The 26,005-nt window shown below is 59.0% G+C and carries 17 protein-coding genes; 8 read left to right on the forward strand and 9 right to left on the reverse strand.

Annotated features, from left to right (window positions below):
- Positions 1 to 146 precede the first annotated feature (146 nt).
- Positions 147 to 1,271, reverse strand: coding sequence for an OpgC family protein (locus tag ACEN9A_RS04825; RefSeq protein ID WP_018926641.1), 1,125 nt, complete (start codon positions 1,269 to 1,271; stop codon positions 147 to 149).
- 257 nt (positions 1,272 to 1,528) lie between these two features.
- Between ACEN9A_RS04825 and ACEN9A_RS04830 the strand changes: the two genes are divergently transcribed.
- The 3 genes from ACEN9A_RS04830 to ACEN9A_RS04840 are packed head-to-tail and all read left to right on the forward strand — an operon-like array spanning position 1,529 to position 5,572.
- Positions 1,529 to 2,470 (forward strand): glycosyltransferase family 2 protein, encoded by a 942-nt coding sequence (locus ACEN9A_RS04830; RefSeq protein WP_019651333.1) that lies wholly within the window; start codon positions 1,529 to 1,531, stop codon positions 2,468 to 2,470.
- Position 2,471: 1 nt separating this feature from the next.
- On the forward strand, positions 2,472 to 3,980 hold the full coding sequence (locus ACEN9A_RS04835) for a glucosyltransferase domain-containing protein (protein ID WP_258672487.1): 1,509 nt from the start codon (positions 2,472 to 2,474) through the stop codon (positions 3,978 to 3,980).
- Complete coding sequence (locus tag ACEN9A_RS04840; RefSeq protein WP_413387227.1) at positions 3,977 to 5,572, forward strand: glycosyltransferase family 39 protein; 1,596 nt, start codon at positions 3,977 to 3,979, stop codon at positions 5,570 to 5,572. Before ACEN9A_RS04835 ends, ACEN9A_RS04840 begins: the two co-directional genes overlap by 4 nt.
- Here ACEN9A_RS04840 and ACEN9A_RS04845 read toward each other — a convergent pair.
- The 6 genes from ACEN9A_RS04845 to ACEN9A_RS04870 all read right to left on the reverse strand — a co-directional run bounded on the left by ACEN9A_RS04845 (position 5,550) and on the right by ACEN9A_RS04870 (position 15,830).
- The gene (locus tag ACEN9A_RS04845) at positions 5,550 to 7,169 is read right to left on the reverse strand and encodes an FMN-binding glutamate synthase family protein (protein WP_019651336.1); all 1,620 of its coding nucleotides are present in this window, start codon (positions 7,167 to 7,169) and stop codon (positions 5,550 to 5,552) included. The two genes, ACEN9A_RS04840 and ACEN9A_RS04845, sit on opposite strands and share 23 nt — an antisense overlap.
- A gap of 280 nt (positions 7,170 to 7,449) precedes the next feature.
- Entirely contained in the window at positions 7,450 to 8,856 is a 1,407-nt protein-coding gene (locus ACEN9A_RS04850) for an ATP-binding protein (RefSeq protein WP_258672489.1), read from the reverse strand.
- Positions 8,853 to 10,664: a DAHL domain-containing sensor histidine kinase gene (locus tag ACEN9A_RS04855; RefSeq protein ID WP_258672490.1), complete on the reverse strand. Its 1,812-nt coding sequence runs from the start codon at positions 10,662 to 10,664 to the stop codon at positions 8,853 to 8,855. Before ACEN9A_RS04855 ends, ACEN9A_RS04850 begins: the two co-directional genes overlap by 4 nt.
- Complete coding sequence (locus tag ACEN9A_RS04860) at positions 10,661 to 11,620, reverse strand: cytochrome-c peroxidase (protein WP_258672491.1); 960 nt, start codon at positions 11,618 to 11,620, stop codon at positions 10,661 to 10,663. The genes ACEN9A_RS04855 and ACEN9A_RS04860 overlap by 4 nt, the downstream gene beginning before the upstream one ends.
- 44 nt (positions 11,621 to 11,664) lie before the next feature.
- Positions 11,665 to 13,527 (reverse strand): putative bifunctional diguanylate cyclase/phosphodiesterase, encoded by a 1,863-nt coding sequence (locus ACEN9A_RS04865; RefSeq protein WP_258672492.1) that lies wholly within the window; start codon positions 13,525 to 13,527, stop codon positions 11,665 to 11,667.
- Complete coding sequence (locus ACEN9A_RS04870) at positions 13,524 to 15,830, reverse strand: GGDEF/EAL domain-containing response regulator (protein WP_258672493.1); 2,307 nt, start codon at positions 15,828 to 15,830, stop codon at positions 13,524 to 13,526. Before ACEN9A_RS04870 ends, ACEN9A_RS04865 begins: the two co-directional genes overlap by 4 nt.
- 257 nt (positions 15,831 to 16,087) lie before the next feature.
- On the opposite strand from ACEN9A_RS04870, the gene nosR reads away from it, so the two are divergent.
- The 4 genes from nosR (at position 16,088) to ACEN9A_RS04890 (ending at position 19,279) form a co-directional block, all read left to right on the forward strand.
- Positions 16,088 to 17,440: a response regulator c-di-GMP phosphodiesterase, NosR family gene (gene nosR / locus ACEN9A_RS04875; protein ID WP_258672494.1), complete on the forward strand. Its 1,353-nt coding sequence runs from the start codon at positions 16,088 to 16,090 to the stop codon at positions 17,438 to 17,440.
- A 217-nt stretch (positions 17,441 to 17,657) separates the two neighbouring features.
- Positions 17,658 to 18,092, forward strand: coding sequence for an NUDIX hydrolase (locus ACEN9A_RS04880; protein ID WP_019581570.1), 435 nt, complete (start codon positions 17,658 to 17,660; stop codon positions 18,090 to 18,092).
- A gap of 36 nt (positions 18,093 to 18,128) precedes the next feature.
- The gene (locus ACEN9A_RS04885; RefSeq protein ID WP_019581569.1) at positions 18,129 to 18,767 is read left to right on the forward strand and encodes a LysE family translocator; all 639 of its coding nucleotides are present in this window, start codon (positions 18,129 to 18,131) and stop codon (positions 18,765 to 18,767) included.
- Positions 18,768 to 18,769: 2 nt separating this feature from the next.
- On the forward strand, positions 18,770 to 19,279 hold the full coding sequence (locus ACEN9A_RS04890; protein ID WP_258672496.1) for a GNAT family N-acetyltransferase: 510 nt from the start codon (positions 18,770 to 18,772) through the stop codon (positions 19,277 to 19,279).
- A gap of 5 nt (positions 19,280 to 19,284) precedes the next feature.
- Here the strand turns inward: ACEN9A_RS04890 and metR are convergent, their stop codons facing one another.
- Complete coding sequence (gene metR / locus ACEN9A_RS04895) at positions 19,285 to 20,202, reverse strand: transcriptional regulator MetR (RefSeq protein WP_018926627.1); 918 nt, start codon at positions 20,200 to 20,202, stop codon at positions 19,285 to 19,287.
- A 119-nt stretch (positions 20,203 to 20,321) separates the two neighbouring features.
- On the opposite strand from metR, the gene metE reads away from it, so the two are divergent.
- Positions 20,322 to 22,634, forward strand: coding sequence for a 5-methyltetrahydropteroyltriglutamate--homocysteine S-methyltransferase (gene metE, locus ACEN9A_RS04900; protein ID WP_258674144.1), 2,313 nt, complete (start codon positions 20,322 to 20,324; stop codon positions 22,632 to 22,634).
- Between the two features lie 89 nt (positions 22,635 to 22,723).
- Here the strand turns inward: metE and ACEN9A_RS04905 are convergent, their stop codons facing one another.
- Positions 22,724 to 25,930 (reverse strand): hypothetical protein, encoded by a 3,207-nt coding sequence (locus tag ACEN9A_RS04905; protein WP_258672497.1) that lies wholly within the window; start codon positions 25,928 to 25,930, stop codon positions 22,724 to 22,726.
- Positions 25,931 to 26,005: the final 75 nt, after the last annotated feature.

The following is a 26,005-nucleotide window of genomic DNA, read 5'->3' on the forward strand; positions in this document are numbered from 1 at the left end:
TGTAACGCCAGCCTTACAAAAGCCCCGGTCAGAATGATCGGGGCTTTTGCATTTGGAAGATCAAAAGATCGCAGCCTTCGGCAGCTCCTACGGGTGAAGCGCGATCTGCTTTTGTAGGAGCTGCCGAAGGCTGCGATCTTTTGATGTTAAACGGCTGCCACGGGTATCGGCATGTTCAACCGCTTATTGAAATCCAGCCAGGCCCCCAGCAACGCCATCAACCCGACCCCCAGCATTGCGCTGAATAGCTGCATCGCCAATACGTTCCCACCCAAGGCATTGAGCATGTCCGCCAACGGCGCCAGCAACACACCAAAACAGAACACCTCCAGAGAATATCGGCCCATGCGACAGCTTTGTCGTGCCAGCCAGTGTTGCGTCCAGCCCGTGTCCGGCAACAACCTGGCGGTGACGTAGGCGAGGGCGAGGAAGTGCAGCAGACGCGCCGGTGAGAGGTTGGTCTTGCTGATCGGATAGAGCCATTCGCCGAGCCATTGGGGCATGAACGCGTCATGCACGGTCGGCCATTTCCACGACAGCGCGATCATCCCGGTCATTACCAGATAGGTCAGAGCCGCGATGAGAACCGGCTGTCGAGTCAGCGGTCGAGGTTGCGGCGCCCGAGGCCTTTGCCGGTGAATCGCCGCCGCGCCCCCGAGAATAAACAGCAGCTGCCAGGCCATCGGATTGAAAAACCACACGCCCCCGTCGGTGCCCGCCAGGTTCCACTGCAACCATGGCGCCAGCAGGTACAACACCACCGACAGCCCCACCACGTATTCCGCCTTGCGCAGCAGTATCGGCAGTACCAGCGGCAGGCCGAGCAGCAACAGAATGTACAGCGGCAACGGGTCCATCAGGTTCGGCTTGAAGCGCAGCAGCAACTCGTCCATCAACGCCTGCTGCGGATTGCTGAGGAAATACTGCAAGCCCATTTCCTGCACCAGATCGCGGGTTTCCACGTGGCTGTTGGCGAAAAACACGATGCCCATCAGCAGCGCCAGCAAAAAGATGTGCACTACATAAAGCACCCAGGCGCGTCGCAGGATTTTCACCGTGGCGACCATGAGCCCGTCGCGCCGGGCGATCTTGCCGTAGGCCAGCACGGCCGCGTAACCGGCCAGGAACACGAAAATCTCCGCCGCATCGCTGAAGCCGAAGTTACGCACCGTGAACTGCGCGAGCGGGTTCTGCGGCACGTGGTCCCAGAAGATAAAGATCAGGGCCAGGCCGCGGAAAAAGTCGATTCGGTGATCGCGTCCAGACGTCATGAAGGCGGGCTCTTGAACGGGCTGTTGAATAAGGAGTTGCCGGCGCCGCAAAAGAGGGGGCGCCGCACATTGGCGGCGCGCAGGGTGCCGTTATTCACAGGCAATTGCAAAAGGCTGGATATTACCGAATGTCTCAGCTGCTTATAGCGAACGGATCGAGCGGCGTGGCCGTCGGTCTGCCGGACAGTTCGCGTACCGGAACTCCCCATGATGGCATCTGGCGAGCATCTACACTTCGGTTCTCAGGAGTGTGAAACGTGAAGGTTTCGCTGATTGTTCCGGTATTCAACGAAGAGCAGGCGATCAGTCTGTTCCACCAAGCGGTGCGTCGTGAGTTGAAACTTGACCCTTATGAAGTCGAGATCGTGTTCATCAACGACGGCAGTACCGACCAGACGGCTGAGCAGGCCAAGGCGCTGGCCCAGGTCGATGAACAGGTATTGCTGATCAATTTCTCGCGCAACTTCGGCAAGGAGCCGGCGTTGTTTGCCGGGCTGGAGTACGCCACCGGCGATGCGGTGATCCCCATGGACGTGGACCTGCAGGACCCGATCAGCGTCATCCCGCGGTTGATTGCCGAGTGGCAAAAGGGTGCCGATGTGGTGCTCGCCAAACGCCGGGATCGTACCAGCGACAGTTATTTGAAACGCCACAGTGCGGCAATGTTCTACCACCTGCTGAACAGGATTTCCTACACCCGTATCGAAGAGAATGTCGGGGATTTCCGCCTCATGGACCGCAAGGTGGTCAATGTGATTCGCGCACTCCCCGAGCATCAGTTGTTCATGAAAGGCGTTCTGTCGTGGGCCGGTTTCACCACCGTGGTGGTGGAGTACGAGCGGGCCCAGCGGGTGGCGGGACGCAGCAAATTCAATGGCTGGAAGCTGTGGAACCTGGCGCTGGAAGGCATTACCTCGTTCAGCACCGTACCCTTGCAGTTGTGGACTTACATCGGCGGCGGCATTTCAATCTTCGCGGTGCTGTATGCGGTGTACATGGTGCTGGACAAGATTTTCTTCGGCAACAGCGTCCCCGGTTACCCTTCGTTGATGACGGCCATATTGTTTCTGGGCGGTGTGCAACTGATCGGCATCGGCATTCTTGGAGAGTATGTCGGTCGCATCTACATCGAAGCCAAGCATCGGCCCCGGTATGTGATCAAAGACGTCATCGGTGGCAAAGACCGGGTCGGGCTTTAGCATGGGCAGACTGAGCGATTTTTTTAGCGGCGAAATCGGCCGTCGTCGGGTCTGGCTGTTTTTTCAACTCGCGACGCTGATCTATGTCATTCCGCTGATCCTCGCCGACTATCCCTACATCGATGACAACTGGCGTTCGCTGTCCGCCGGCACGGACTGGGTGGGGCAGGGGCGGTTGTTCACCGAGCTGTTCTACAACGCGCTGACCTTCAGCGATGCCGCGCCGAACATCTTTCCGTTGCCGCTGTTGATAGCCTCCCTGGCCATGACTTTTGCGTTGACCAGCCTGACGTTTCATTACTACCCGCAGCCGACGCTATCCTGCTGCATGGTGGTGTTGCCGCTCTGGTACAACCCGTTCTTCCTGCAGAACCTGTCGTATCAATACGACGGACCGACCAATGCCTTGAGCCTGGTGGCGGTGATCTATGCGATCACGTTTCGTCATCCTTCGCGCATCCTGCAATGGCTGGTGCCGGCCTTCCTGATTGCCCTGGGGCTGGGGCTCTATCAGGTGAGTATTAATGTGTTTCTGGGCCTGTGTTGCCTCGAACTGCTCAGGGGCGCGAACGATAAATGGGCCTGGCCGCAATGGTGCGAGTTGATCGGCTGGAAACTCGCGCAGGTGGTGCTCGGCGGCTTGATCTACAGCGTCACCGCTTATCCATACATGGATCAGACCCGTGTTTTGTTCCTGAACTGGGCGGCAGCACCCTGGCTGCAACTGGAAATCAACATTGGTCGCGTGCTGGAAAAAGTCGTGCTGCTGTTTCACGGTGGATTCACCTGGGTGTTCGCCGTGCTGCTGTTGTGCGCCATCGCGGGCAGCGTGCAGCTGGCCCGGAACGTAGTGGCACGCCAGGACACAGGGTTGAGAAAAGTCTTGATGGGCCTGGCGTGTGTGTTGACCGTGCCGGTCGTGATTTTTCTAGTGTCGGGGGCTGTGTTGTTTTTCCGGGATTTCAATGAAGGCGCCAGAACCTTGATGGGGTTCGCAGTGCTGTTGGTGCTGCTGTTCTATTTGAGCCATCTGGCGCTGGCACATATTCATGAGCGGCTGACGCTGCTGTTGGTGGTTCCGCTGCTGGCCATGCTTTCGATGTCCTACGCCTATGGTCGCGTACTGTCGGTGCAGAACACCTTCGCTTCCAGCGCGTTGTTTTCCCTGGGGCATGACATTGCATCCCATCGGCAACTGCGCGAGGCCAAGCGCATATACATGTCGGTGAGTTATTCCGATCACTGGCTGGTGGAGGCTGCAGGCTCGTTCAAGCAGATGCCGGTTTTGCATTATCTGCTGAACATCAACTTCTACATGCTGGCGGAAAACCTGCCGAAAGCGGGCATCACCAACGTGGTAGCGGAGCGGGAGCGACGCAACGCGACGCTGATGGGTTATCAGGGTTATCCACCGCTGGTGGATAACAAGTTCTACAGCCTCTATCTGTTGGGTGACTACGGTTTCATCGTGATGAAAGAGCCGACGCCGATCGCCGCGCTTGCGTGGTGAAATCGGTGAGCTTCTCTTCGATCTCTCTCAAAAACGTTTCATCCAGAGTGGCCGAGGGGGCAGGTCTGCTGGCGGTGCTGGCGATCGCGCTGTTCGCCAGGTTTCACGCCATCACCGTGCCGGTCATCTGGTATGACGAGGCCTACAGCATATTGCTGGCCGAGGGTTCGCCTGCGTATATCTGGGCCACGACGGCTCGGGATGTTCATCCGCCGCTTTACTATGTCTTGCTGCATTACTGGATGTTGCTGTTCGGTCATGGCGTGTTGTCCGCGCGGTCCCTGAGCGCGCTGGCCGATGTCGGCACGCTGTTGCTGGGCATTAAATTGATGAGCCTGTTGGCGACGCGAAGGGCGACATGGATCGCAGCATTGTTGTTGGCGTTGCTGCCGATATCGGTGCGCTACAGCCAGGAAGTGCGAATGTACACCTTGTTGGGGTTCTGGCTGATGGGGGCGACCGTGGCGCTGGTGTGTTGGGTCAAGGCGCCGGATCAGAAGCGTTACCCGGTCGTTTACGTGCTGTTGATGACGGCGGCTTTTTACACGCACTACTTCGCCGCATTGTGCGTGTTGGTGCATTGGCTTTTTTGGTGGCGAGTGCGCAAGGTCCAAAGCACGGTACCTGTATGTGCGTGGATACTGGCCAACAGTGCAATCGTCGTGTTGTACCTGCCGTGGGCACCGCCTCTCATCAGTCAATTGTTGCGAATGGACGGGCTCGAATGGATACAGCCACTCACCTGGCCGACGGTGCTGACCTTCGTTTGGCAACTGGTGGTGATGGAGGGTTCGACCAGTGACTTATGGCGCGTGACACCCTTGGTCTTGATCATTGTTTGCGCCGCTGCGGTACTGCTCAAAGCACGTAATGAACGACCTTTCAGCGTCTTGCTGGTGAGTTATTTCTTCGTGCCGGCGCTGACCGTGTTTCTGGTGTCGCTGATCGTGCCGGTTTTCAATGCCAGGTACCTGGTATTCGCCGCCGCTGCGTTGCCTCTTATCGTTGCGCTCGCACTGGACGCATTGAGCCAACGCCACGCTGTCCTTGCTGCTGTCGCCATGGTTTTTATTGTGTTGGTGGAAGTGCACGGGCTGTCGGCGATTTATGCACAAACGGATGAGATGAACGGCACCAGCATTCGCAGAGACGCCAAGCTGGACGCCGTGGTCGCAGATCTTGGCCGCGAAGTGCATCCGGGTGACGAAATCGTTGTGGATAACCTGTATTGGTACTTGCCGTTCATGTACTACAACTCGACAGGCATTCAGCCGAGGCTATACGTCTTCAAAACAGCGACCGGCACCCTGTGGGGAACCGCCGAATACGGTGGCTGGGCACTCATTCCCCGTCACCTGCACTCGATTTTCTTCAATGACTTTTCGACCCTGAAACTCAATGCCAGGAGAGTCTGGTGGGTAACGGGTACGGCTCGTCCTGAACATGACGCCTTGTTTCCGAAACATTGGAAGCAGGTGCTGACGCTAAGGGAAGGGGGCAGTGAGGCTCGTTTGTTCATCGTGGAGGACGCGCCAATCCCTGAGATTGGCGCGCAAACACAGCCTATGCCTATGCAGCCGCCGCATCATTAGGCTCAAAACTATCCGCCCGTGCCATCTGCCACATCCGCGAATAAAACTCGCCGTTCACTTCACCCGTGAGCAATTCCCCCGGTTTCAAGAACACATGCAACTGCGAGAACAGCTTGATCTCGGTCGCCGACATGCGTCGCACCAGATGCTTGGCCGACAGCTGTGAAGGATGATCGAGCCCCGCGGCGGCGAGCATTTCGGCCAGGGCTTTGAGCGTATTGCGGTGGAAATTGAACACGCGCTGGGCTTTGTCCGGAACCACCAGGGCGCGCTGGCGCAGGGTGTCCTGGGTGGCGACGCCGGTCGGGCATTTGTTGGTGTGGCAGCTTTGCGACTGGATGCAGCCGATGGCGAACATGAAGCCGCGCGCCGAGTTGGCCCAGTCGGCGCCGATGGCCAGGACGCTGGCGATGTCGAAGGCGCTGACGATTTTGCCGCTGGCGCCGAGTTTGATCTTGTCCCGCAGGTTCAGGCCCACCAGGGTGTTGTGCACGAACAACAGGCCTTCACGCATCGGTACGCCGATGTGGTCGGTGAATTCCACGGGCGCGGCGCCGGTGCCACCTTCCTTGCCGTCGACCACGATGAAGTCCGGGAGGATGCCGGTTTCCAGCATGGCCTTGGCGATGCCCATGAATTCCCACGGGTGACCCAGGCAGAACTTGAAGCCCACCGGTTTGCCGCCGGACAGTTCACGCAGTTGTGCGATGAAGTGCATCATTTCGATCGGCGTGGAAAACGCGCTGTGGCGCGACGGCGAAATGCAGTCTTCGCCCATCGGGATGCCACGGGTTTCGGCGATTTCCTGGGTGACTTTGTGCTTGGGCAGAATCCCGCCGTGGCCGGGTTTGGCGCCTTGGCTCATTTTGATTTCGATCATCCGCACTTGCGGGTTCTGTGCCTGGGCGGCGAAGCGTTCCGGGTCGAAGCGGCCATCGGCGGTGCGGCAGCCGAAGTAGCCGCTGCCCAGTTCCCAGGTCAGGTCGCCGCCGTTTTCCCGGTGATAGGGGCTGATGCTGCCTTCGCCGGTGTCATGGGCGAAGTTGCCGAGTTTGGCGCCCTGGTTCAACGCGCGAATGGCGTTGGCGCTGAGGGAGCCGAAGCTCATGGCCGAGATGTTGAACACCGACGCCGAGTACGGCTGGGTGCACTGCGGGCCGCCGACCATCACCCGGAAACTGCTCGGGTCGCTCAACGGTGCCGGGCGCATCGAGTGGCCGATGAATTCGAAACCCGACTGATACACGTCGATCAGCGTGCCGAAAGGTTTGTCGGCGCTCTCGTTCTTGGCTCGCGAATACACCAGCGAACGCTGAGCCCGGGAGAAGGGCAGGGCATCGCTGTCGGATTCGAGCAGGTACTGGCGGATTTCCGGGCGAATGCCCTCCACCAGATAACGGATATTGCCCAGGATCGGGTAGTTGCGGCGCACCGCATGAGGACTTTGCAACAGGTCGAACAGACCCACCAGGCTGAGGACGCCGGTGACGGCGGCGATCGGCCAGAGCCAGTCGTATGCCAGGAAGGGCAGGCTGGCGAGGGTGAATATCACACAGACGGCAAAGAAGGCGTAGCGGCTCAGGAGTGACAGGCTCATACGGTTTCCTTGGGTTCGGACTCGGTCATATAGGACCGTGGTATACAGGCTTTTGTGGCGAGGGAACTTGCTCCCGCTCGGCTGCGCAGCAGTCGCAAAACCTGCTGACGGGATTTGTCTGACTGAACGCATTGCCTGTTTTGGGATCGCTTCGCGATCCAGCGGGAGCAAGCTCCCTCGCCACAGAGATCTCCTGTGTTAGCACAGAGCGTCAGGCATTCTGCGCCTGGAGAATAAACGAAAACAGCCTGGATTGAGATTTGATCCCTTGTTCGGCTGGTCAGACAGCCGCTTTCGATTGGCGCATCGGCAGCTCGACCCGAAACGTGGTACCCACGCCGACTTCGCTGCGTACCGAAATATCGCCCCGGTGTTTTTTCACGATGCCATAGGACAGTGACAACCCGAGCCCTGTTCCCTGGCCCACCGGTTTGGTGGTGTAGAACGGGTCGAATATTTTCTGCAGGCATTCCGGTTCGATGCCTGATCCGGTGTCCGCGACTTCGATCGACACCGTTTCACCTTCAAGCCCGGTACGCAGGGTGATGGTGCCCCGTTCCGGACCCATGGCCTGAGACGCGTTGACGATCAGGTTCATGATCACCTGATTGATCTGCGACGGCAGGCATTCGATGTCAGGCAGCGTTTGATACTCCTTCACCACATCGGCCTTGTACTTGAGTTCATTGGCGACGATGTTCAGCGTCGACTCGATGCCCTGCTGCAGGTTGGCCCACTGCCATTCCTGATTGGAGTCGACGCGGGAGAAGTCCTTCAGGTCCTTGACGATCTGCCCGACCCGATTGATCCCGTCCTTGGATTCCTTGATCAGCAGCGGAATGTCTTCGCGCAGAAACTCCAGCTCGACCTTTTCACGGAGCTGGCCGAGACGTTCGAGAACCTCGCTTGAGGTAATGGCCGCCTCCGCCTCCCGATAGGCATCAAGCATGGCCTGCAGTTGTTTGAAATAGCCATCGAGGGTGCCGAGGTTGGAGGAAATGAAACCGATGGGGTTATTGATTTCATGGGCGACCCCCGCCGCCAGTTGCCCCAGCGAGGCGAGTTTTTCCGACTGCACCAGTTGGCTTTCCAGTTGTTTGCGCTCGTCGATTTCCCGCTGCAATGCTTCGCTGGCCTGTTTGAACTGGGCCGTGCGCTGGTCCACCAGATGCTCCAGATGGCTCATCTGGATAGACGCTCGTTCGGTCATGTCCCATTTGGTGAGCAGGGTGTTGGCCATCTGCTGGACTTCAATGTTGTCGAACGGTTTTTTCAGAATCAGCAGGCGGTCGTGGGCGTGCAGGCGCTCCAGCAGTTCATCCCACGAATAGTCGGAATAGGCGGTACACACCACCACTTGCAGGCTCGGGTCTTCCTGCCACAGGTGTTCGATCGTCTGTGCACCGTCCCAGCCCTCGGGCATGCGCATGTCGACGAAGGCCAGGGCGTAGGGGCGGTTTTCCTGTAAGGCCTGGACGAGTTTGCCCAGGCCCTCCTGACCGCCATAGGCTGAATCCAGCTCGAACAGAAGCTGGGTGGATTTCACTTCGCTGCCGAACAGCGCGGCCTCCATTTCGTCCAGTTCCGCATGTTTGGCCGATGTCGGGGTGAGGATCTTGCGAAAGTCATCATGGATGGACGGGGTGTCGTCGATCAGCAGAATGCGGCGGTTCGAAAGGTCGCTCATGCTTCCTCCATGACGGGTTTCAACGGGATCTGCAAGGTGAACAGGGCGCCCTTGCCCGGTCCGTCGCTGTGGGCGGTGAGATGGCCGTTCATTTCGATCGCGGCCAGCGCGCAGCTGTGCAGGCCGAAGCCGTGGCCTTCCTTGCGGGTGGTGAAACCGTGGGCAAAGATCCGCGTCATGTTTTCCGGCGCAATGCCTTCGCCGTCATCCTTGACGCTGATTTGCAGGATCGTGTCCTCGACGACTTTTACCCCAAGGGTGATCTGTCGGGCTCGGTTGCTGAGGTCGGACATGGCGTATTTGGCGTTGCTGATCAGGTTGATCAGGATCAGCAACAAGCGGTGCTTGTCGCCCATCACTTGCGGTACGTCGCCGTACTCCTTGACCACTGTGACGTGATGCCGGGTCAAGGCGCCTGCGTTCATGCGCAGGGCGTCCTCGAGTAGTTCGCTGATGTACAGCGGTTCCACCAGGTTGTTGGCCCCCGCGTAGGACTGCTGGGTGGCGACGATGTCTTTGATGTGATCGACGCTTTTGCTCAGCTGCGCGAGTTCCTCGGTCATGCCTTGCTGTTCGAGGGCAATCGCCTCCACCAGTTGATTCAAATAGCCGGGCAGTAATTTTCCTTTCTCGTTCTGGGTCAGAAAGGTCCCGAGGTCGCTTTGATGCTCGTTGATCAGCTGCATCGCCTTGCCCAGCCCCTGGGCCTTGCTGCTACGCAGCCGGCGGCTGACCAGATCGGCCGAGATGTTCACGCTGTTGAGCACGTTGCCGACGTTGTGCAGCACGTTGGTGGCGATTTCGGCCATGCCGGCCTGACGCGCGGTGTCGAGCAATTCGCTCTGGGTATCCTTGAGTTCGCGGGTGCGCTCTTCGACCCGTTGTTCGAGGACTTCGTTGGCGTTTTGCAGTTCCTTGTTGACCCGCTGAGTCTCCCCGAAGCTGCGCATCAGGCGAATTGCCAGGTACACCAGCACCAGCACCAGCAGCGTCGAAAACACCAACATGTAGAAGTGGTAGCGCTGGTCGATGGCATCGGATTGCTGCTGGTCTTTGTTCAGCAGGCCGGTAATGTCGTCCAGTCGTTCGGCCACGGGAATGGCCTCGATGTTTTCCAGTAACCGATTGACCACCGGTTGTTCACGCAGGATCAGCGCGATGTGGTTGCTCAAAATATCGATCGGGCTGTGAAACTGCTCCGGCAATCGCTGCTTGTTCACCCCCAGTTTGTTCAGCCCCAGCAGAATATCCGCCGCTCTATCGTCGGAGGTGACCTGGGCGAACTCCAGGCTGCTGAGCAGCAAGTCGTAGGTGTCGGTGGCAATGTTCTGCAGTTGCAGTTTGTCTTCATCGGGCAGTCGGGTAAGCGGTTGCTGGATGTCGTCTTCGGCCGTGGGCAGGAACGCCAGTGAGTTGCGCAGCACCGCGTTGTGGGATTTGAACTGCTCCACCAAGCGGGTTTTTTCCTGGATGGCGGCAAGGTATGCCTCATGACTGGCACGCCAGGTCGGCGTGTCGTTGCGGCCGTGACTGGACTCCATGCTCTCGAACCGCTGCCACAGGCGCGTCATCTCGCTCAACGGTGTCACCAGTGGATCGTAGTTGTGACTGATGGCGATCCTGGCCTTGAGAATCTCGGTTTCCCATTGCGCGTTCAACTGTTTGATCCGGCCGATCAAGTCCCGGGACTCGGCGTAGGTCGACGTCTCGCTCGAACTGGATTTGAGGTACAGGAACAACAGCGTCGAGGCCAGCAGCACGGCCACGGCACCGAGCAGTGCCAGGTTGCGGCGGGGGAACGTTTTCATAAAGGTTTGCCTCCCCATTCACCGGTCAGGGTCTTGAGGAATTTGATGATCAGGTCCTTGTCCTTGTCGGAGGGCACACGGCCGAGCTGGAACTTGAACATCACGTCTACCGCCTCTTCGAGGGTTTTAGCCGAGCCGTCGTGAAAGTACGGCGCGGTCACCGCGACATTGCGCAGGCTCGGCACCTTGAACACGTTGCGGTCCTCTTCGGCCTTGGTGACCAGATAGCGGCCCAGATCGGCTTCGGTGGGGTTGCCACGAGCCTGAAAGTAATCACCCATGACCCCGAATTTCTGGAACATGTTGCCGCCGATGTTCACCCCCTGATGGCAGGCAATGCAGCCGTAGTCCTTGAAGCGTTGGTAACCGTACTTCTCGTCAGTCGTGAGAATGTCGGTATTGCCCGACAGGTATTGGTCGAAACGCGAGTTGACGCTGATCAGCGTGCGCTCATAGGTGGCCAGGGCACTTTGCACATTGTTCATGGTGACGCCGTCCGGGTAGGCCTTGGTGAAAGCGCTTTTGTAATCCGGGTCGGCGGACAGCATCTGGACCACATGCTCCCAATGACTGCCCATTTCACTGGGGCTCTGCACCACTTCGTGGGCTTGGGTTTCCAGAGAATCGGCGCGGCCATTCCAGAATTGCCGGAAGTTCAGGCTGGCGTTGAACACGCTCGGGGTATTGATCGTCAAGGGATCGCCCTTGAAGCCAGTGGACAATGCCTTGTCGTCGGCGCCGCCGATTTCCAGACGATGGCAACTGGCGCAGGACAGGCTGTTGTTGACCGACAGCCGTGGTTCGTTGAACAACCGGCGACCGAGTTCGACTTGCAAGGGATTCTGCTCGGGCACTGCGGGCAAGGGTTTGAGCGGTTCGTCCAGCGGTGCGCCACTGGCTATCAGACAACAACCGAGTAGAGGCGCAAGGAGCAAGTAGCAGAAGGAACGTGACATCTTGTGATTCCTTGGCTCAGGGCCTGTGTGTCGTTGCACATCGTTCAGGAGATTGGCTTTACGGAGGTCAGGTATTGCACGAAGGCGTCCGGCTCCACGGCTTTGCTGAAGTAGTAGCCCTGGCCTTCCTCGCAATGGAGCGCCTTGAGAAAATTCAGTTGTTCGAGGGTTTCCACCCCTTCGGCAATGACCGTCAGATTGAGGCTTTTGCCCAGGCTGATGATGGCGCCGACCAGGGCCGCGTCGTTGCTGTCACGGCCCAGGCCACGAATGAATGATTGGTCGATTTTCAGTACATCGATGGGAAACCGTTGCAAGTAACTCAGGCTGGAGTAGCCGGTGCCGAAGTCATCGATGGCCAGCCGTACGCCCAAAGCCTTGAGCCGATTCAGCGCGACCATCGTGGCATCGACGTTCTGCATCAATACGCCCTCGGTGATCTCCAGCTCCAGCAACGCGGGGTCCATACCGGTTTGCTGGAGTATCTGTTCGATGCCTTCGACAAAATCCCGCTGGCGGAAATCAATGGCCGACACGTTCACCGACATGCACAGATTCGGCAGGCCATTTGCCTGCCAGGTACGGGCTTGCCGACAGGCCTGGGCCAGCACCCATTTGCTCAATGGCACGATCAAGCCGCTGTCTTCGGCCACACCGATGAAGTCTGTCGGGTAGATCCAGCCTTGCCCCGGTTTTTGCCAGCGGATCAACGCCTCGGCGCCGACCACCTTGCCGCTGCCCAGGTCGAGTTTCGGTTGGTAGTGCAGGACAAACTCGTTCCGCTCCAGTGCCAGGCGAATCCCCGACTCGATGGTCTGCTGTTCCCGGGCGCGCTGGTTCATCTCATCGATGAAAAAGCTGAAATCGTTGGGGCCGCTTTCCTTGACGTTGCGCATCGCGGTTTCGGCTTTCTTGATCAGAGCGATGGCATCGAAACCGTCATCGGGATAGATGCTGATGCCCAGGCTGGCCGTCACGCTCAGGTCATGTCCGGCGACGTGCTGGGGCGCACGTATGGCGTTCAACAGTTTTTCGGCGATGCCCTTGGTCTGTTGGGGGTGGTGGATGTCGGCCAGGATCACCACAAATTCGTCGGAGCCGTAGCGAAACACCGAGTCGGAGGCGCGCACGCAGGCCACCAGGCTTTGCCCGACGCGCTTGAGCATCTCGTCACCGGTCGGGTGACCCAACGCATTGTTGATGCGCTTGAAGCGGTCGAGCCCCAGAAACATCACCGCCAGTTGTTTGTCATGGCGCCTGGACAAGGCCAGGGACTGGTTCAACCGGTCACCCAGCAAGGTGCTGTTGGGTAGCTCGGTCAACACGTCGTACTGCAACAGATGAGACACCTTGAGCAGTTCGTGGACCCGTGCTTCGATGGTTTGCTCCAGGCTCAGCACTTTCATCGCCGCGTCCTGCGCCATCTGCCACTTCCAGGTCAGGGCGCTGGCCATCTGGCGGATTTCCAGGCTGTCGAAAGGTTTTTTCAACACCAGCAATTGATCGCCGAACTCCAGCCGTTCGGCCATGGCTTCCCAGGTGTAGTCGGAGAACGCCGTGCACAGCGCGATTTGCAGGTTAGGATCGGCTTTCCAGAGCCGTTCGATGGTTTCCAGGCCATCCCAGCCAGGCGGCATGCGCATGTCGGTGAACGCCATGGCGTAAGGGCGACCTTCTGCCTGGGCTCGCTTGACCAGTTTGAGTGCTTCCTGGCCTTGATAGGCGGAGTCGAGCTGGAAGACCAGCCGAGTCGTTTGTGGGGTGTCGAACAGCGCAGCTTCAGTGCCGGCGAGGGTGAGTTCATCGTCGGTATCGGCGCCCAGAATCTTGCGGAAGTCCTCATGGATCGAGGGCGTGTCATCGATGATCAGAATGCGCCGGTTGGCCTGGATGAACGAAGTTTTCATTCCTTGTCCTCCGTGGCACGTTGCGAATCGCCCGGCATTGCTCCGGGATTTTGATTCGCGTGCACGATGCTCCCGGCCTTCAACAGTTCGGCGGCCTGCTGGCTGCTGACCGCTTTGCTGAAGTAGTAGCCCTGGGCATTCATCGGTGAACCGGTGGCCATCAGCGAAGTACGTTGCTCCTGGGTTTCGACACCTTCGGCGATGATGCCGATCCCGACGTCGCGGGCGAAATTGATAATGGCCCGCAAGGTGGTGGCGCTGGCCGCGTCGTGGGCGGCGGTGTCGATGAACGCCTGAGCGAGTTTCAGGTGATTGACCTGGTAAGTCTTGAGGTAGTCGAACGAAGAGTATTCGGTGCCGAAGTCATCGATGGCGATCTTCACCCCCAGCTCATGCAGGCGCGGCAGGATATCGTTGTGCGTCCACTTGGTCTGGGCCAGGGTCGCTTCGGTGACGTCGAAACGCAGGTCCCACGGGCACAGATCCCAGCGGGCAGTGGTGCGCAACACGTCATAGATCAGCTCGGGACCACTCTTGAGCTGGGCCAGGGACAGTTTTATCGCCACCACCGGTGGTGCCATGCCTTCGTCGCGCCACTGGTGCATTTGCCGACAGGCGCGCTCCAGCACCCAGTGACCGAGGGCGATGATGATGCCGGTCTTTTCCGCCGCAGGCAGGAATGCCGGGGCTTCCAGTAAACCGCGTATGGGGTGATTCCAGCTGACCTGCGCTTCCATGCCGAGGATCTTGCCACTGCTCAGGTCTACTTCTGGCCAGTAACGCAGTTCGAGCTCGTCGCGTTCGATGGCGGTTTTCAAGTCGTTGGCGATGGTCATGCGCTCGACCACTTCCTGATTGATTTCCTCGGAGTGGAAGTGGTACTGGTTGCGGCCCTTTTCCTTGGAGCGATACAGCGCCATATCGGCCTGGGTCAACAGGCTGTCGGCGCTGAGGCTGACCTGGGTGTAGCTGCTGATGCCGATACTGACCGAGACCCGCACGTCGTTGCCGGCCAGGGAGTAGGGCAGCACCAGCGCATCGCGGACCTTGGCGGCCAGGGCCGCTGACTGGGTCGGATCGCCGACGTCCAGTTGCAGTATCGCGAACTCGTCGCCCCCCAGGCGGGCGACCACGTCGTTTTCCCGCACGCAGGTTTTGATCCGTCGGGCGACCTCCTGCAGCAACAGGTCACCCACCGGGTGGCCCAAGGTGTCGTTGATGCGCTTGAAGTGATCCAGGTCCAGGTAAAACATGGCGAACGGGGTGGCCCCTCGCCGGGCGGCGGCGAACGCCTGATGCAGGCGCTCGATCAGCGTCGCGCGGTTGGCCAGCCCGGTCAGCCCGTCGGTGCGGGCCAGCAGGGCAATCTTTTCCTCGGCCAGTTTGCGTTCGGTGATGTCGATGATGATGCCTTCGACTTCCAGCAAGCGGCCTTCATCGTCGCGCACCGGGATGTAGCGGTTTTCGACCCAGCGCCAGTCACCGTCGCCGGTGCGCATCCGGAATTCGATGGAAGCACCGGCTGCATGGCGGTCCAGCACCCGCGCCATGGCGGTGTCGACTTTCTCTTGATCGTCGGGATGGATCAGCTCCTGAGCCCAGTTGGACGAAGCCACCAGGGCCGCCGCGATGTGGCCGTATTTGGTGATGTTGTGGGAGATATACATCAACGGAAACGACGGTTCGCCCCGCAGCCGATACAGAATGGTCGGGCTGTTCTGCACAATGATGTTGGCGTCGGACAGCTCCCGGGTGCGCTCCTCGACCGCTTGCTCCAGCAGGGACATCTTCAGCGCCGCGTCTTCGGTCATTTGCCACTTGGCGGTCAATGCGCTGGCCATCTGGCGGATTTCGATGGCATCGAACGGTTTTTTCAGGATCAGCAGGCGATCGCCCAGATCCAGGCGCTCGTCGATGTCTTCCCAGGAATAGTCGGAATACGCGGTGCAGAGCGCCACTTGCAGCTTGGGATCGACCTGCCACAGGCGCTCGATGGTTTCCAGGCCGTCCCAGCCCGGCGGCATGCGCATGTCGATGAAGGCCATCGCGTAGGGCGAGTCATTCGCCAGCGCGGTCTCGACCTTGTCCAGCGCCTCACGGCCCTGAAACGCGGATTCGATGATAAAACCTTGCGACGATACCGACACGGGGGTGCCGAACAGGGCGTTTTCAGCGCTGGCCAGACTGTCGTCTTCGATCGATGACGGGCTGAGAATCTTGGCGAAATCCTCGTGGATCGACGCGGTGTCGTCGACGATGAGGATCCGACGATTAGTCCGCGCAAGCAGCGTATTCACTGACATGCGCCTGTACCGACAGCAGTTTGGTGCGATGAGCTCATAGAGGGTATCCCTTCCCTGAGTGCTGGACGGAGCGGGCATCGTTTGGATCCGAGTGACCTGAGCATAGTCGTCCGGTCGGATATTCGCCCGGTTGACTGAAACGAATCATTTGCGGAGTCGGTCGGAAAATCATCTAGCCTGTAGCTCAGGCTCGGGAAAGTCAGAGGAAGTTTTTTCGCGCCTGACATAAAGAGGCTGGTTTCACTTGAGGTATCGCCATGGAAGAGCAGCTCCCCACGACTGTGACCGATAAACCCACGTTACTGCTGGTCGACGATGAGGAGTCGATTCTCAACAGCCTGCGCCGCCTGCTGCGCAGCCAGCCCTACGAGGTGCTGCTGGCCACCAGCGGTGCCCAGGCCCTGGAAATCATGGAGCAGCGGTCGGTCGATCTGGTGATGAGTGACGCGCGAATGCCCAATATGGACGGCGCCACGCTGCTGGCCCACGTCCATCAGCGCTACCCCGACACCACCCGGATCATGTTGACCGGTTATGCCGACCCCTCGGCTATTATCAAAGCCATCAATGAAGGGCAGATCCATCGTTACATCAGCAAGCCCTGGCACGATGAGGAAATGCTGCTGACGCTGCGGCAATCGCTGGCCTATCAGTATTCCGAGCGTGAGCGGTTGCGTCTGGTGCAGGAGACGTGGGACCAGAACGAAAAACTGAAGCTGCTCAACACCACCCTGGAAAAACACGTCGCGGCCCGTACCAGCGAGCTGCAACAGACCGCTGACATGCTGGACCTGGCTTACGAAGAGCTCAAACGCAGCTATGTCACCGGCACGGAAGTGTTTTCGTTGCTGGCCAACCTGCGCCTGCCACCTGCCAAGCAGACCAACCGGCAGATCATCGAACTGGTGCGGGTGTACTGCAAACTCCATCACCTGGACGAAGGCACCAGTCGTGATCTGACCATGGCGGCGGCGCTCTACAACATCGGTAAGTTGAGCTGGACCGACAGCATGATGGGCACGCCTTCGGATCTGCTGCATCACAATGACCGCGAGCGCTATCGGGGTTATCCGAAGCAGAGTGAGTCGCTGCTGATGACGCTCGACCCGATGAAAGATGCCGCGCGGCTGATCCTGCACCACCAGGAGCGTTGGGACGGCAGCGGTTTTCCCGATCGGCTCAAGGGCGAGGCCATTCCGCTCGGTTCGCGGTTGCTGAAACTGGCGGTGGATTTCATCGAGTTGCAGCGCGGGCTGATCCTCGAACGGCAGATGAACAGCGATGAAGCCCTGGTGTATATCCGCCAGTACGCCGGTCGGCTCTATGACCCGGAACTGGTGGAGGATTTCATTAAGGTCTGTGCTGCTTACCTGAGCGATGTGACGCTGGCCGATCCGACGGTCAAGGTGCTGACCACCCGGGACCTGGCGGCGGGCATGATCCTGGCGCGCAACCTGAATGCCGACAACGGCATGCTGCTGCTCAATGCCGGCAAGGTGTTGAACGGGCCGCTGGTGGAGAAACTGATCGCGTTCGAGGCGATGGAAGGTGCCAAGTACAGCATTTTTGTGAAAGTGCCGGAGGAAGTGGCGATTCTCGAGACGAGTTGAGCTTTCAGCACTGATCAACAGTGGGAGCGGCCTGTGGCGAGGGGGCTTGCCCCCGTTTGAGTGCGTAGCACTCACAAGATCTTTGATACATCAGAGACTTTGGGGCTGCTTCGCTGCCCAACGGGGGCAAGCCCCCTCGCCACAATGCTTTTTGGCGTGACGAAAAGCCGGCGCTCATGTGATCCTTGCGCCTTTTACCCAAGGCCAATCCTGATCCATGACGCTTTCATCCACCGCTTCGCCCCGCATCATCCACATTGCCGCTGCCCTGTTGATCGGCCCCGACGGTCGCACCTTGCTGGTGCGCAAGCGCGGCACCCAGGCGTTCATGCAGCCGGGGGGCAAGATCGAGGCTCATGAGCAACCGGTCCACGCCCTCGCCCGTGAGCTGGAGGAGGAGCTGGGACTGGTCATCGATCCGGCGCACGCCACCTACCTGGGGCCATTCTCGGCACCGGCCGCCAACGAGCCGGGTTTTGTCGTACAGGCCGAACTGTTTCAGCTGACTATCGACTCTGACGTTTGCCCGGCGGCGGAAATCGAAGAGGTGCGCTGGATCGACCCGGCTACCGACGGCGATCTCACCCTGGCGCCATTGACACGCGACCTGATCTTGCCGTTTTATCGAGCTTCACTGATCGAAACCGCCTGATTACCCAGACGGTCTGACTTCAAGGACAGGATGCCCATGATTCCACTTCAAGACTTACTGATTTTTGCCGCCGCGGCGTTGCTGATGGTACTCACGCCGGGGCCGAACATGATCTACCTGATCTCCCGTTCCATCTGCCAGGGACGCAAGGCCGGGGTGACGTCATTGCTGGGTGTGGTCGCGGGATTTCTAGTGCACCTGTTCGCTGCCGCAGCGGGTTTGACCGCGGTGTTCATGGCCGTGCCGGTGGCTTACGAGGTGCTGAAGTGGGCCGGTGCGTTGTACCTGCTGTGGCTGGCCTGGCAGGCGGTCAAGCCCGGTGCGCGTTCGCCGTTCGAGGCGCAGCAGTTGCCGGCGGACTCGTCACGCAAATTGATCACGATGGGTTTTCTCACCAGTGCTCTGAACCCGAAGATCGCGGTGTTTTATCTGTCGGTGTTTCCACAGTTCATTTCCCCTGAGCACGGTTCGGTGTTCAACCAGAGCATCATCCTCGGCCTGACCCAGATCAGCGTGAGCTTCAGCGTCAACCTGCTGATCGCGCTGTTCGCCGCAGGCATCGCCTCCTGGTTCGTCAACAACCCGAACTGGCTGGCGATGCAGCGCTATTTCATGGGCTTCGTCCTGTCCGGGCTGGCGGTGCGGTTGATGTTTGAGCAGCGGCGAGTGGCCTGAACATGTGGATTCAGCGGCTTGATGCCAGTCATGCCCTGGATTATCGGGCGCTGATGCTCGAAGCCTACGACTCGCATCCCCAGGCGTTCACTTCCAGCGTGCGCGAGCGCGCCACGATGCCGCTGGGGTGGTGGGAGTCGCGCCTGACCAGCAAGCTGGACCGGGTGCTCGGGGCGTTCGAGGAAGGGGAACTGGCAGGCATCGTCGGCCTGGCCTTCGAGTCTCGGGAAAAGGCCCGGCACAAGGCGACGCTGTTTGGCATGTACGTGACCGGCAAGGTGCGCCAGCGCGGGCTCGGTTATCAACTGGTACAGGCCGCATTGGCTGAAGCGCAGGCCCATGAGGGCCTGAGGCTGATCCAGCTGACCGTCACCGCCGGCAACGAAGCCGCCTTCAGGTTGTATCAGCGCTGCGGCTTCGTGCAATTTGGCCTGGAACCGTTGGCGGTGCGGGTCGGCGAAGACTACTTCGACAAGATCCACATGTGGCGCGAGCTCACCCCTGAGCCTTGATCGTTCTATCGGACGGCACTAACCCCATCCAGCGTCGAAAACGACGTGTCCTTGGCCGTCAGCAAAAAGTCGCGCATGTACGGCGCATCCAGCATGTCGGCGCGGATCCCGGCATACAACGTCGCAAACAATCCTTTCTCCCCCAGTCGCTTGGCCTTCACATAACCCCGTGAACTGTACTCATGCAGCGCCCAATGGGGCATGCCGCAGACACCGCGACCGCTGGCCACCAGTTGCATCATCATCACCGTCAGTTCCGAGGTGCGCACCTGCGCCGGTTCGATGTCGGCCGGCTCCAGGAAGCGGGTGAAGATGTCCAGCCGATCGCGTTCAACCGGGTAGGTGATCAAGGTTTCCGTGAGCAGGTCTTCGGGCACGATGTACGGCTTGCTCGCCAAGCGGTGTTGGTTCGCCACCGCGAGCATGGCTTCGTAGGTGAACAACGGCACGTAAGTGATGCCCACCAGTTCCAGCGGATCGGAGGTCACCACCAGGTCCAGGTCGCCTCGGGCCAGCGCCGGCAGCGGGGCGAAGGAGAAACCCGAGGCCAGGTCCAGCTCGACTTCCGGCCAGGCATCGCGGAACTGGTCGATGGTCGGCATCAGCCACTGGAAGCAACTGTGGCACTCGATCGCCATGTGCAGACGCCCCGCCGTGCCACCGGCCAGCCGTGCAATGTCGCGCTCGGCACTGCGCAGCAACGGCAGGGTGGCGTCGGCCAGTTGCAGCAGGCGCAAACCGGCACTGGTGAAGCGCACCGGTTTGGTCTTGCGCACGAACAGTGGCATGCCCATGCGTTCTTCCAGCTCCTTGAACTGGTGGGACAGCGCCGACTGGGTCAGGTGCAGGCGGTCGGCCGCATCCACCAGGCTGTCGGCTTCGCGCAGGGCGTGCAGGGTTTTCAGGTGACGGATTTCAAGCACCGAGGGCTCCATGAGGAAAACTTGTGATCAACACGAAAAGGTTGAGTTTGTCTCATGTTGGCTGAGCTGTCGACAATAGCAGCATGTTTTACAGCATCCTTTATAGAGAGAAATTCACCATGGCCCTGGCCCACACACTTGGTTTTCCGCGCATCGGTGCCGACCGCGAACTGAAAAAAGCCCTCGAAGCCTACTGGAAGGGCGACCTCGACCAGGACGCATTGAAAAGCGTCGGCCGCCAATTGCGCGCCACCCACTGGCAATTGCAGAAAGACGCTGGCATCGACCTGCTGCCCGTGGGCGACTTCGCCTGGTACGACCAGGTGCTGACTCACTCGTTGACCTTCGGCGTGATCCCCGAGCGTTTCGACAGCGCCAAGGATGAACGCGGCCTGCCGACCCTCGACACCTTGTTCGCCATGGCGCGTGGTGCCACCGCGACCTGCTGCGGCGGCGAACATGCCAAGGCGCAATACGCCCAGGAACTGACCAAGTGGTTCGACACCAACTACCACTACCTGGTCCCGGAATTCAGCGCAGACCAACCATTCAAACTGAGCTGGGAACAATTGTTCGATGAAGTCGAAGAAGCCAAGGCCCTCGGCCACAACGTCAAACCGGTGATCATCGGCCCGCTGACTTACCTGTGGCTGGGCAAAGCCAAAGGCAACGACTTCGACAAGCTCGACCTGCTGGAACGCCTGCTGCCGATCTACGGTGAAATCCTCGGACGCCTCGCCGCCCAAGGCGTGGAGTGGGTGCAGATCGATGAGCCGATCCTGACCCTCGACCTGCCACAGTCCTGGAAAAACGCCTTCGAACGCGCTTACCACATCCTCCAATACTCGCCGCTGAAAAAACTCGTGGCCACCTACTTCAGTGGCCTGGAAGACAACCTCGGGCTGGCCGTCGGCCTGCCTGTACAAGGTTTGCACATTGACGCGGTGCGTTCGCCGGATCAGCTCGGCCAGGTTTTGGATCGACTGCCGACCTACAAGATTCTCTCGGTGGGACTGGTCAACGGCCGCAACGTCTGGCGCTGCGAACTGGAGCAAGCCCTGGCACAACTGCAGTTTGCCCAGGAGCGCTTCGGCGATAACTTGTGGGTCAGCAGTTCCTGCTCGCTGCTGCACAGCCCTGTGGACCTTGCGCATGAAGACAAACTCGACCCCGAACTGAAAAGCTGGCTGGCGTTTGCCGTGCAGAAGTGCGGTGAGATCGCCGTGCTGCGCGATGCCCTGAACGATCCGCAAGCGCCCAAGGTGCAAGCCGCCCTGGCTGAAAGCCGTGCCATTGCGGCCAGCCGCGCCCAATCGCCGCGTATCCACAAGGCGGATGTTCAGGCCCGCATCAACGCCATCGGCGCGGCAGACAGCCAACGCCATTCGCCGTTTGCCAAACGGATCGAGCAGCAGCGTGCGCGCTTGCAGCTGCCGGCATTCCCGACGACCACCATCGGCTCGTTCCCGCAAACCGGTTCGATCCGCCTGGCTCGTCAGGCCTTCAAGCAAGGCAAACTCTCGGCCAACGATTACACCGATGCCATGCACAGCGAAATCCGCCACGCCGTGCAAATCCAGGAACGCCTGGGGCTGGACGTGCTGGTGCACGGTGAAGCCGAACGCAACGACATGGTCGAGTACTTCGCCGAACAGCTTGAGGGGTATGCCTTCACCCGGTTCGGCTGGGTCCAGAGCTACGGTTCGCGCTGCGTCAAACCGGCGATCATCTACGGCGACCTGAGCCGCCCAAACGCCATGACCGTCGACTGGATCACCTATGCTCAGAGCCTGACCGACAAGGTCATGAAAGGCATGCTCACCGGTCCCGTGACCATGCTGATGTGGTCATTCCCACGTGAAGACGTCTCGCGCAAAATCCAGGCGCAACAGTTGGCGTTGGCCCTGCGTGATGAAGTGGTCGACCTGGAAGCTGCCGGCATCAAGATCGTGCAGATCGACGAAGCCGCGTTCCGCGAAGGCCTGCCGCTACGCCGGGCGCAATGGCAGGAATACCTCGACTGGGCGGTGGAAGCGTTCCGCCTGAGTGCATCGGGTGTGCGTGACGAAACCCAGATCCACACCCACATGTGCTACAGCGAATTCAACGACGTAATCGAGTCCATCGCCGCCATGGACGCCGACGTAATCACCATCGAAACTTCGCGCTCGGACATGGAATTGCTGGAGGCCTTCGAAGCCTTCGACTACCCGAACGACATCGGCCCGGGCGTCTACGACATCCACTCGCCACGGGTGCCGGACACGGCCGAGATGGTCAAGTTGATAAGCAAAGCGGTGAAGCGCATTCCGGCCGAGCGGTTGTGGGTAAACCCCGATTGCGGGTTGAAGACCCGGGCGTGGCCGGAGACCGAGGCGGCGTTAGTGAACATGGTGGCGGCGGCGCGGCAGTTGCGGAGTCAGTTGGCTTAAGGACGCAGCAGGCTCTCTCCAACATTAAACGGGGCCGTGCGCAGTGATATTCGCTGGGCACGGCCCTACTGTTTTGGTGAGACTTCGGTCTAGCCATAGGTCACCGACTGAGTGAAGACTTTTGAGATTGGATAATTCCCGTATATCCCTTGAACACTGATTTGGTATACGCCCGAACCCACTCCAAATAGTCCCGACTGCCAGAATCCATTTGCACCTACGTAAATTCGGTCTAGAACGATCCCTCCATTAAGCAGTACCCGCACCTGGGTGCCGGGGGCGGCAACGCCATTGATACTGATGCCATAGGTTGTGGTGCGCTCGTTGTCATACAGGTTCTGACCTCTGGCATTAAGTGCCAGCAAGATATGGGGTGTGATGGGCTGAGGTTGAGGCGCCAGGACACTGAACGTCCATAGGTTCGAGGGCTTCCCGTCAGGTTGCACTTGAACGGTCAGCCGATGAAACGACGAGGCCGTCACGGTGAAGGTGTAACTCCAGTTGCCGTTGGCGGGCACTTTGAATGTGCCGATGGGTTTCGGGACATTATCGTTTTGGAGCAGTGTAAGTGTGCTACCCGGTTTACCCGTGCCGGACAACGTCACACGATTGGTTTTGGTGCTGCCGCCGTTGAGAATCCGAGCGCCTGTGTTGGCATCGATCGCTTTCTTGATGAGCAGACTCCGTGTCTTGTTCAGGATGGTTAATTCACGAACAGGGAAAAACGTGTCGACACCACCCTTATCGCTGAAGTTTGCAATCGATAATCCCATCGCCTGGGAGCCATCCTTGAACAGCTCCAGTTGTTGACGGTTAATGACACCGCTCAACCCACTTTTCACATGATCCGCAGTAATCACGCCATCGAACAACATGATGAGGTGATCAGTCTCGGCCGCATTGCTTCCACCCAAGGCTACGCGCATTCGCGTCCCGACAGCGATAAACAGCCAGGGCGCCAGACTCCAGCGCGCATCGCCTTCAAACGTACTGAGGTCCAGCGTCTTGTGATCCGGCGCTTGTGCAATGCTCAGGCTCGGAAAGACGATGGCTTCATCGGGTATCGCGGTGACTTCATAGGTGGTGACGCCGGAGAATTGGTCAGGTAGTCCAGGCTGCGAAACACGGTAGTAGAGCTTCATACTGTGGCGGAGGTTGGCGGGTACGGTCATCAGTCGCAAGCTGATTCGCAGCGTGCCGCTGGCATTCCCTTGTTGCGTTGGCACGACCGGGCTACCAAAGCCCGAGCGCCCAGCGACGATTAACGTGACTTTATGGACGGTGGACATGCCCTCGTAGGCGATCTCGACAGTCGTGCTTTTTTCGGTGTGCCGCGGATTGATTAGGTTACCAGCAGGTACTTCAACAAGTGTCGGAGGGGCAAGTCCCAGAGCCACATTCCCAATGAGCAATACCAGTTCGGTTGCCGTCAGCGGCAGTGCCCGGTTGCGTTCAATGTGCCAGTCGATACGGATGACCTGGTGTTTCAGCGAGTCGATCAGTTCGAATGCCAATCTGAACTCAATGTCTTTACCGATGTGAGCGGCGGTAATCGGTAGCGAGTCGACCCAGACAAGTCTGTCATCAGCGGTCCACACCTGGAGGTAAACCGTGTCGCCAACCTGGGTATGGGCCTTTGCCGGGCAAATGGCCGGCGTGCCGAAAGGAATGTCCTTGGGATCGAGTACACCGTTTACATCCTTGCCGACATCGACGACACCCAAGGTGTTTTTGACGGGGCCGATGTGCAAAAGCAACGCATGAGATTCCAGAGGGGCGAGGTGATTTCCCCCGGTTACAGTGTAGGTAACCCGGAATGTGCCACTCCGGTACGTGTCAAAGTGCCTCGTATCGATCTCGAACGGCACGACGGTTCCCACTCCTGGAATCACCATCGATCGCGTGACAAATCGCTCAAAGGTTTGCAGGCGAGTGGTGCCGCCTGCGCTCGTACTCAGACAGGTCAACGTTACCTTATCGCCAATTTCCAGCCCCTTGATGTCCGGGCCGACATACACCACCGTCTCTGCAAGGTCTGGCGACAGTTCGCCGCCATGGGCCTGAGGGGCTGTAGGGGCGGGACCGCGATATTTTTCGCCGACCAGCTCCAGAAAATAGGAGAAGGACGGGGTGCGCTCCTCTACACCCGACACCTTTCTTATACGTTCGTAGTAGAGCTCTATAGTTGCCGGTGCCAGATTTTTCACTGTTTCGTAAGGTACCTCGATCACGAGGGTGCCTCTTTTGTAATCAAACGGACCATAGGATCGGGTGACTCCGGTCGTGGGGTCGTAGAGAAAGCATTCCACTTTATCTCCAGCGACGGCATCGGCGCGTTCCACGAAGATTTCGACTTTCATGGAGGCCTGGTCGAGGTGGTCGAGGTGGAGAACATCTTTTATTGAACCAGGCACTGAAGGTGCTTCTAGATAGGTAACTTCCGGAATCAGCGTTCCTTTACCTGTTTCGGACGTGAGGCTGCTGTTGTGTACCTGGTCACGGATTTTGTAACGCACCAACAACGGGTCAGCGGGACCGATTCGCTTGAGGATGGCAGACGACACGAACATCACAACGTTCTGGCCCACCTCATCATTCTTGAGGGTGTATTCGACGATTTGATTGCCGATCGTCAGGGTAATAACGTCACCGACGGTCATGATTGGCCAGGCAGGAACAATGACTTTAATCCCAGCCTCTACCATCGCCTGATCGATAATCGATGGGAACTCAGGGGCTTGCAAAGGCACTCGTTCGCTGGAGTTGCCCGTCGGATCGAGGCTGTCCGGGAAGGTCGGCTTGAACCATACGACGATTCCGTCCGAGGGTTCGGGACCATTGCCACTGGTGCGCTCGACGGTGTACCACATCCAGTGGATGCCCGGTCTTTCAACGGCGGCTCTGGGAATGAAACCGACTATGTCCTGGCTGTCGTGATCGGAAGGGACCACGACTGTCTTGATCAGGGTTCCTTCCTCTGTCGGATCCGGGACCTGGCCCGGCTCAAGGCGTTTGCCCATGTACAGCCGTATCGTGTCTTGCGCCGCCATCAATTTGTAGGAGATGAAGAGAATCCACCAGCCAATTCCGGCGCCAGCCGTTTCGTCAGCGTTGACCCCGTACGATGCCACGGGATAGTCGACCTTGTGCCAGCCAGGAATCAGGGCAGGAAACAGATTGAGTATTCCATCCAGCGTAAATACCCCCTCTGACTTTATCTCGGCGAAAAGATCGACCGGTTGCAGCGGGCTTTCTATTTGCAGTGCGGCCAACTGTTCGGCTGTAAAAACGCTCATAGCATGCTCCGATTTTGAGATGGTGCCTGAACAGCTGCGGCATTGGTGCGTCAGAGGATTGAAGTCTCTAAGCTG

The organism is Pseudomonas sp. Pseusp18 (genome assembly GCF_059506005.1).

Excerpts from the sequence above, each read along its gene's own strand:
- ACEN9A_RS04825 (WP_018926641.1), bottom strand. The coding sequence starts at position 1,271 with ATGACGTCTGGACGCGATCACCGAATCGACTTTTTCCGCGGCCTGGCC.
- ACEN9A_RS04835 (WP_258672487.1), top strand. The coding sequence starts at position 2,472 with ATGGGCAGACTGAGCGATTTTTTTAGCGGCGAAATCGGCCGTCGTCGG.
- ACEN9A_RS04845 (WP_019651336.1), bottom strand. The coding sequence starts at position 7,169 with ATGAGCCTGTCACTCCTGAGCCGCTACGCCTTCTTTGCCGTCTGTGTG.
- ACEN9A_RS04850 (WP_258672489.1), bottom strand. The coding sequence starts at position 8,856 with ATGAGCGACCTTTCGAACCGCCGCATTCTGCTGATCGACGACACCCCG.
- ACEN9A_RS04855 (WP_258672490.1), bottom strand. The coding sequence starts at position 10,664 with ATGAAAACGTTCCCCCGCCGCAACCTGGCACTGCTCGGTGCCGTGGCC.
- ACEN9A_RS04860 (WP_258672491.1), bottom strand. The coding sequence starts at position 11,620 with ATGTCACGTTCCTTCTGCTACTTGCTCCTTGCGCCTCTACTCGGTTGT.
- ACEN9A_RS04865 (WP_258672492.1), bottom strand. The coding sequence starts at position 13,527 with ATGAAAACTTCGTTCATCCAGGCCAACCGGCGCATTCTGATCATCGAT.
- ACEN9A_RS04870 (WP_258672493.1), bottom strand. The coding sequence starts at position 15,830 with ATGTCAGTGAATACGCTGCTTGCGCGGACTAATCGTCGGATCCTCATC.
- nosR (WP_258672494.1), top strand. The coding sequence starts at position 16,088 with ATGGAAGAGCAGCTCCCCACGACTGTGACCGATAAACCCACGTTACTG.
- ACEN9A_RS04880 (WP_019581570.1), top strand. The coding sequence starts at position 17,658 with ATGACGCTTTCATCCACCGCTTCGCCCCGCATCATCCACATTGCCGCT.
- ACEN9A_RS04885 (WP_019581569.1), top strand. The coding sequence starts at position 18,129 with ATGATTCCACTTCAAGACTTACTGATTTTTGCCGCCGCGGCGTTGCTG.
- ACEN9A_RS04890 (WP_258672496.1), top strand. The coding sequence starts at position 18,770 with ATGTGGATTCAGCGGCTTGATGCCAGTCATGCCCTGGATTATCGGGCG.
- metE (WP_258674144.1), top strand. The coding sequence starts at position 20,322 with ATGGCCCTGGCCCACACACTTGGTTTTCCGCGCATCGGTGCCGACCGC.
- ACEN9A_RS04905 (WP_258672497.1), bottom strand. The coding sequence starts at position 25,930 with ATGAGCGTTTTTACAGCCGAACAGTTGGCCGCACTGCAAATAGAAAGC.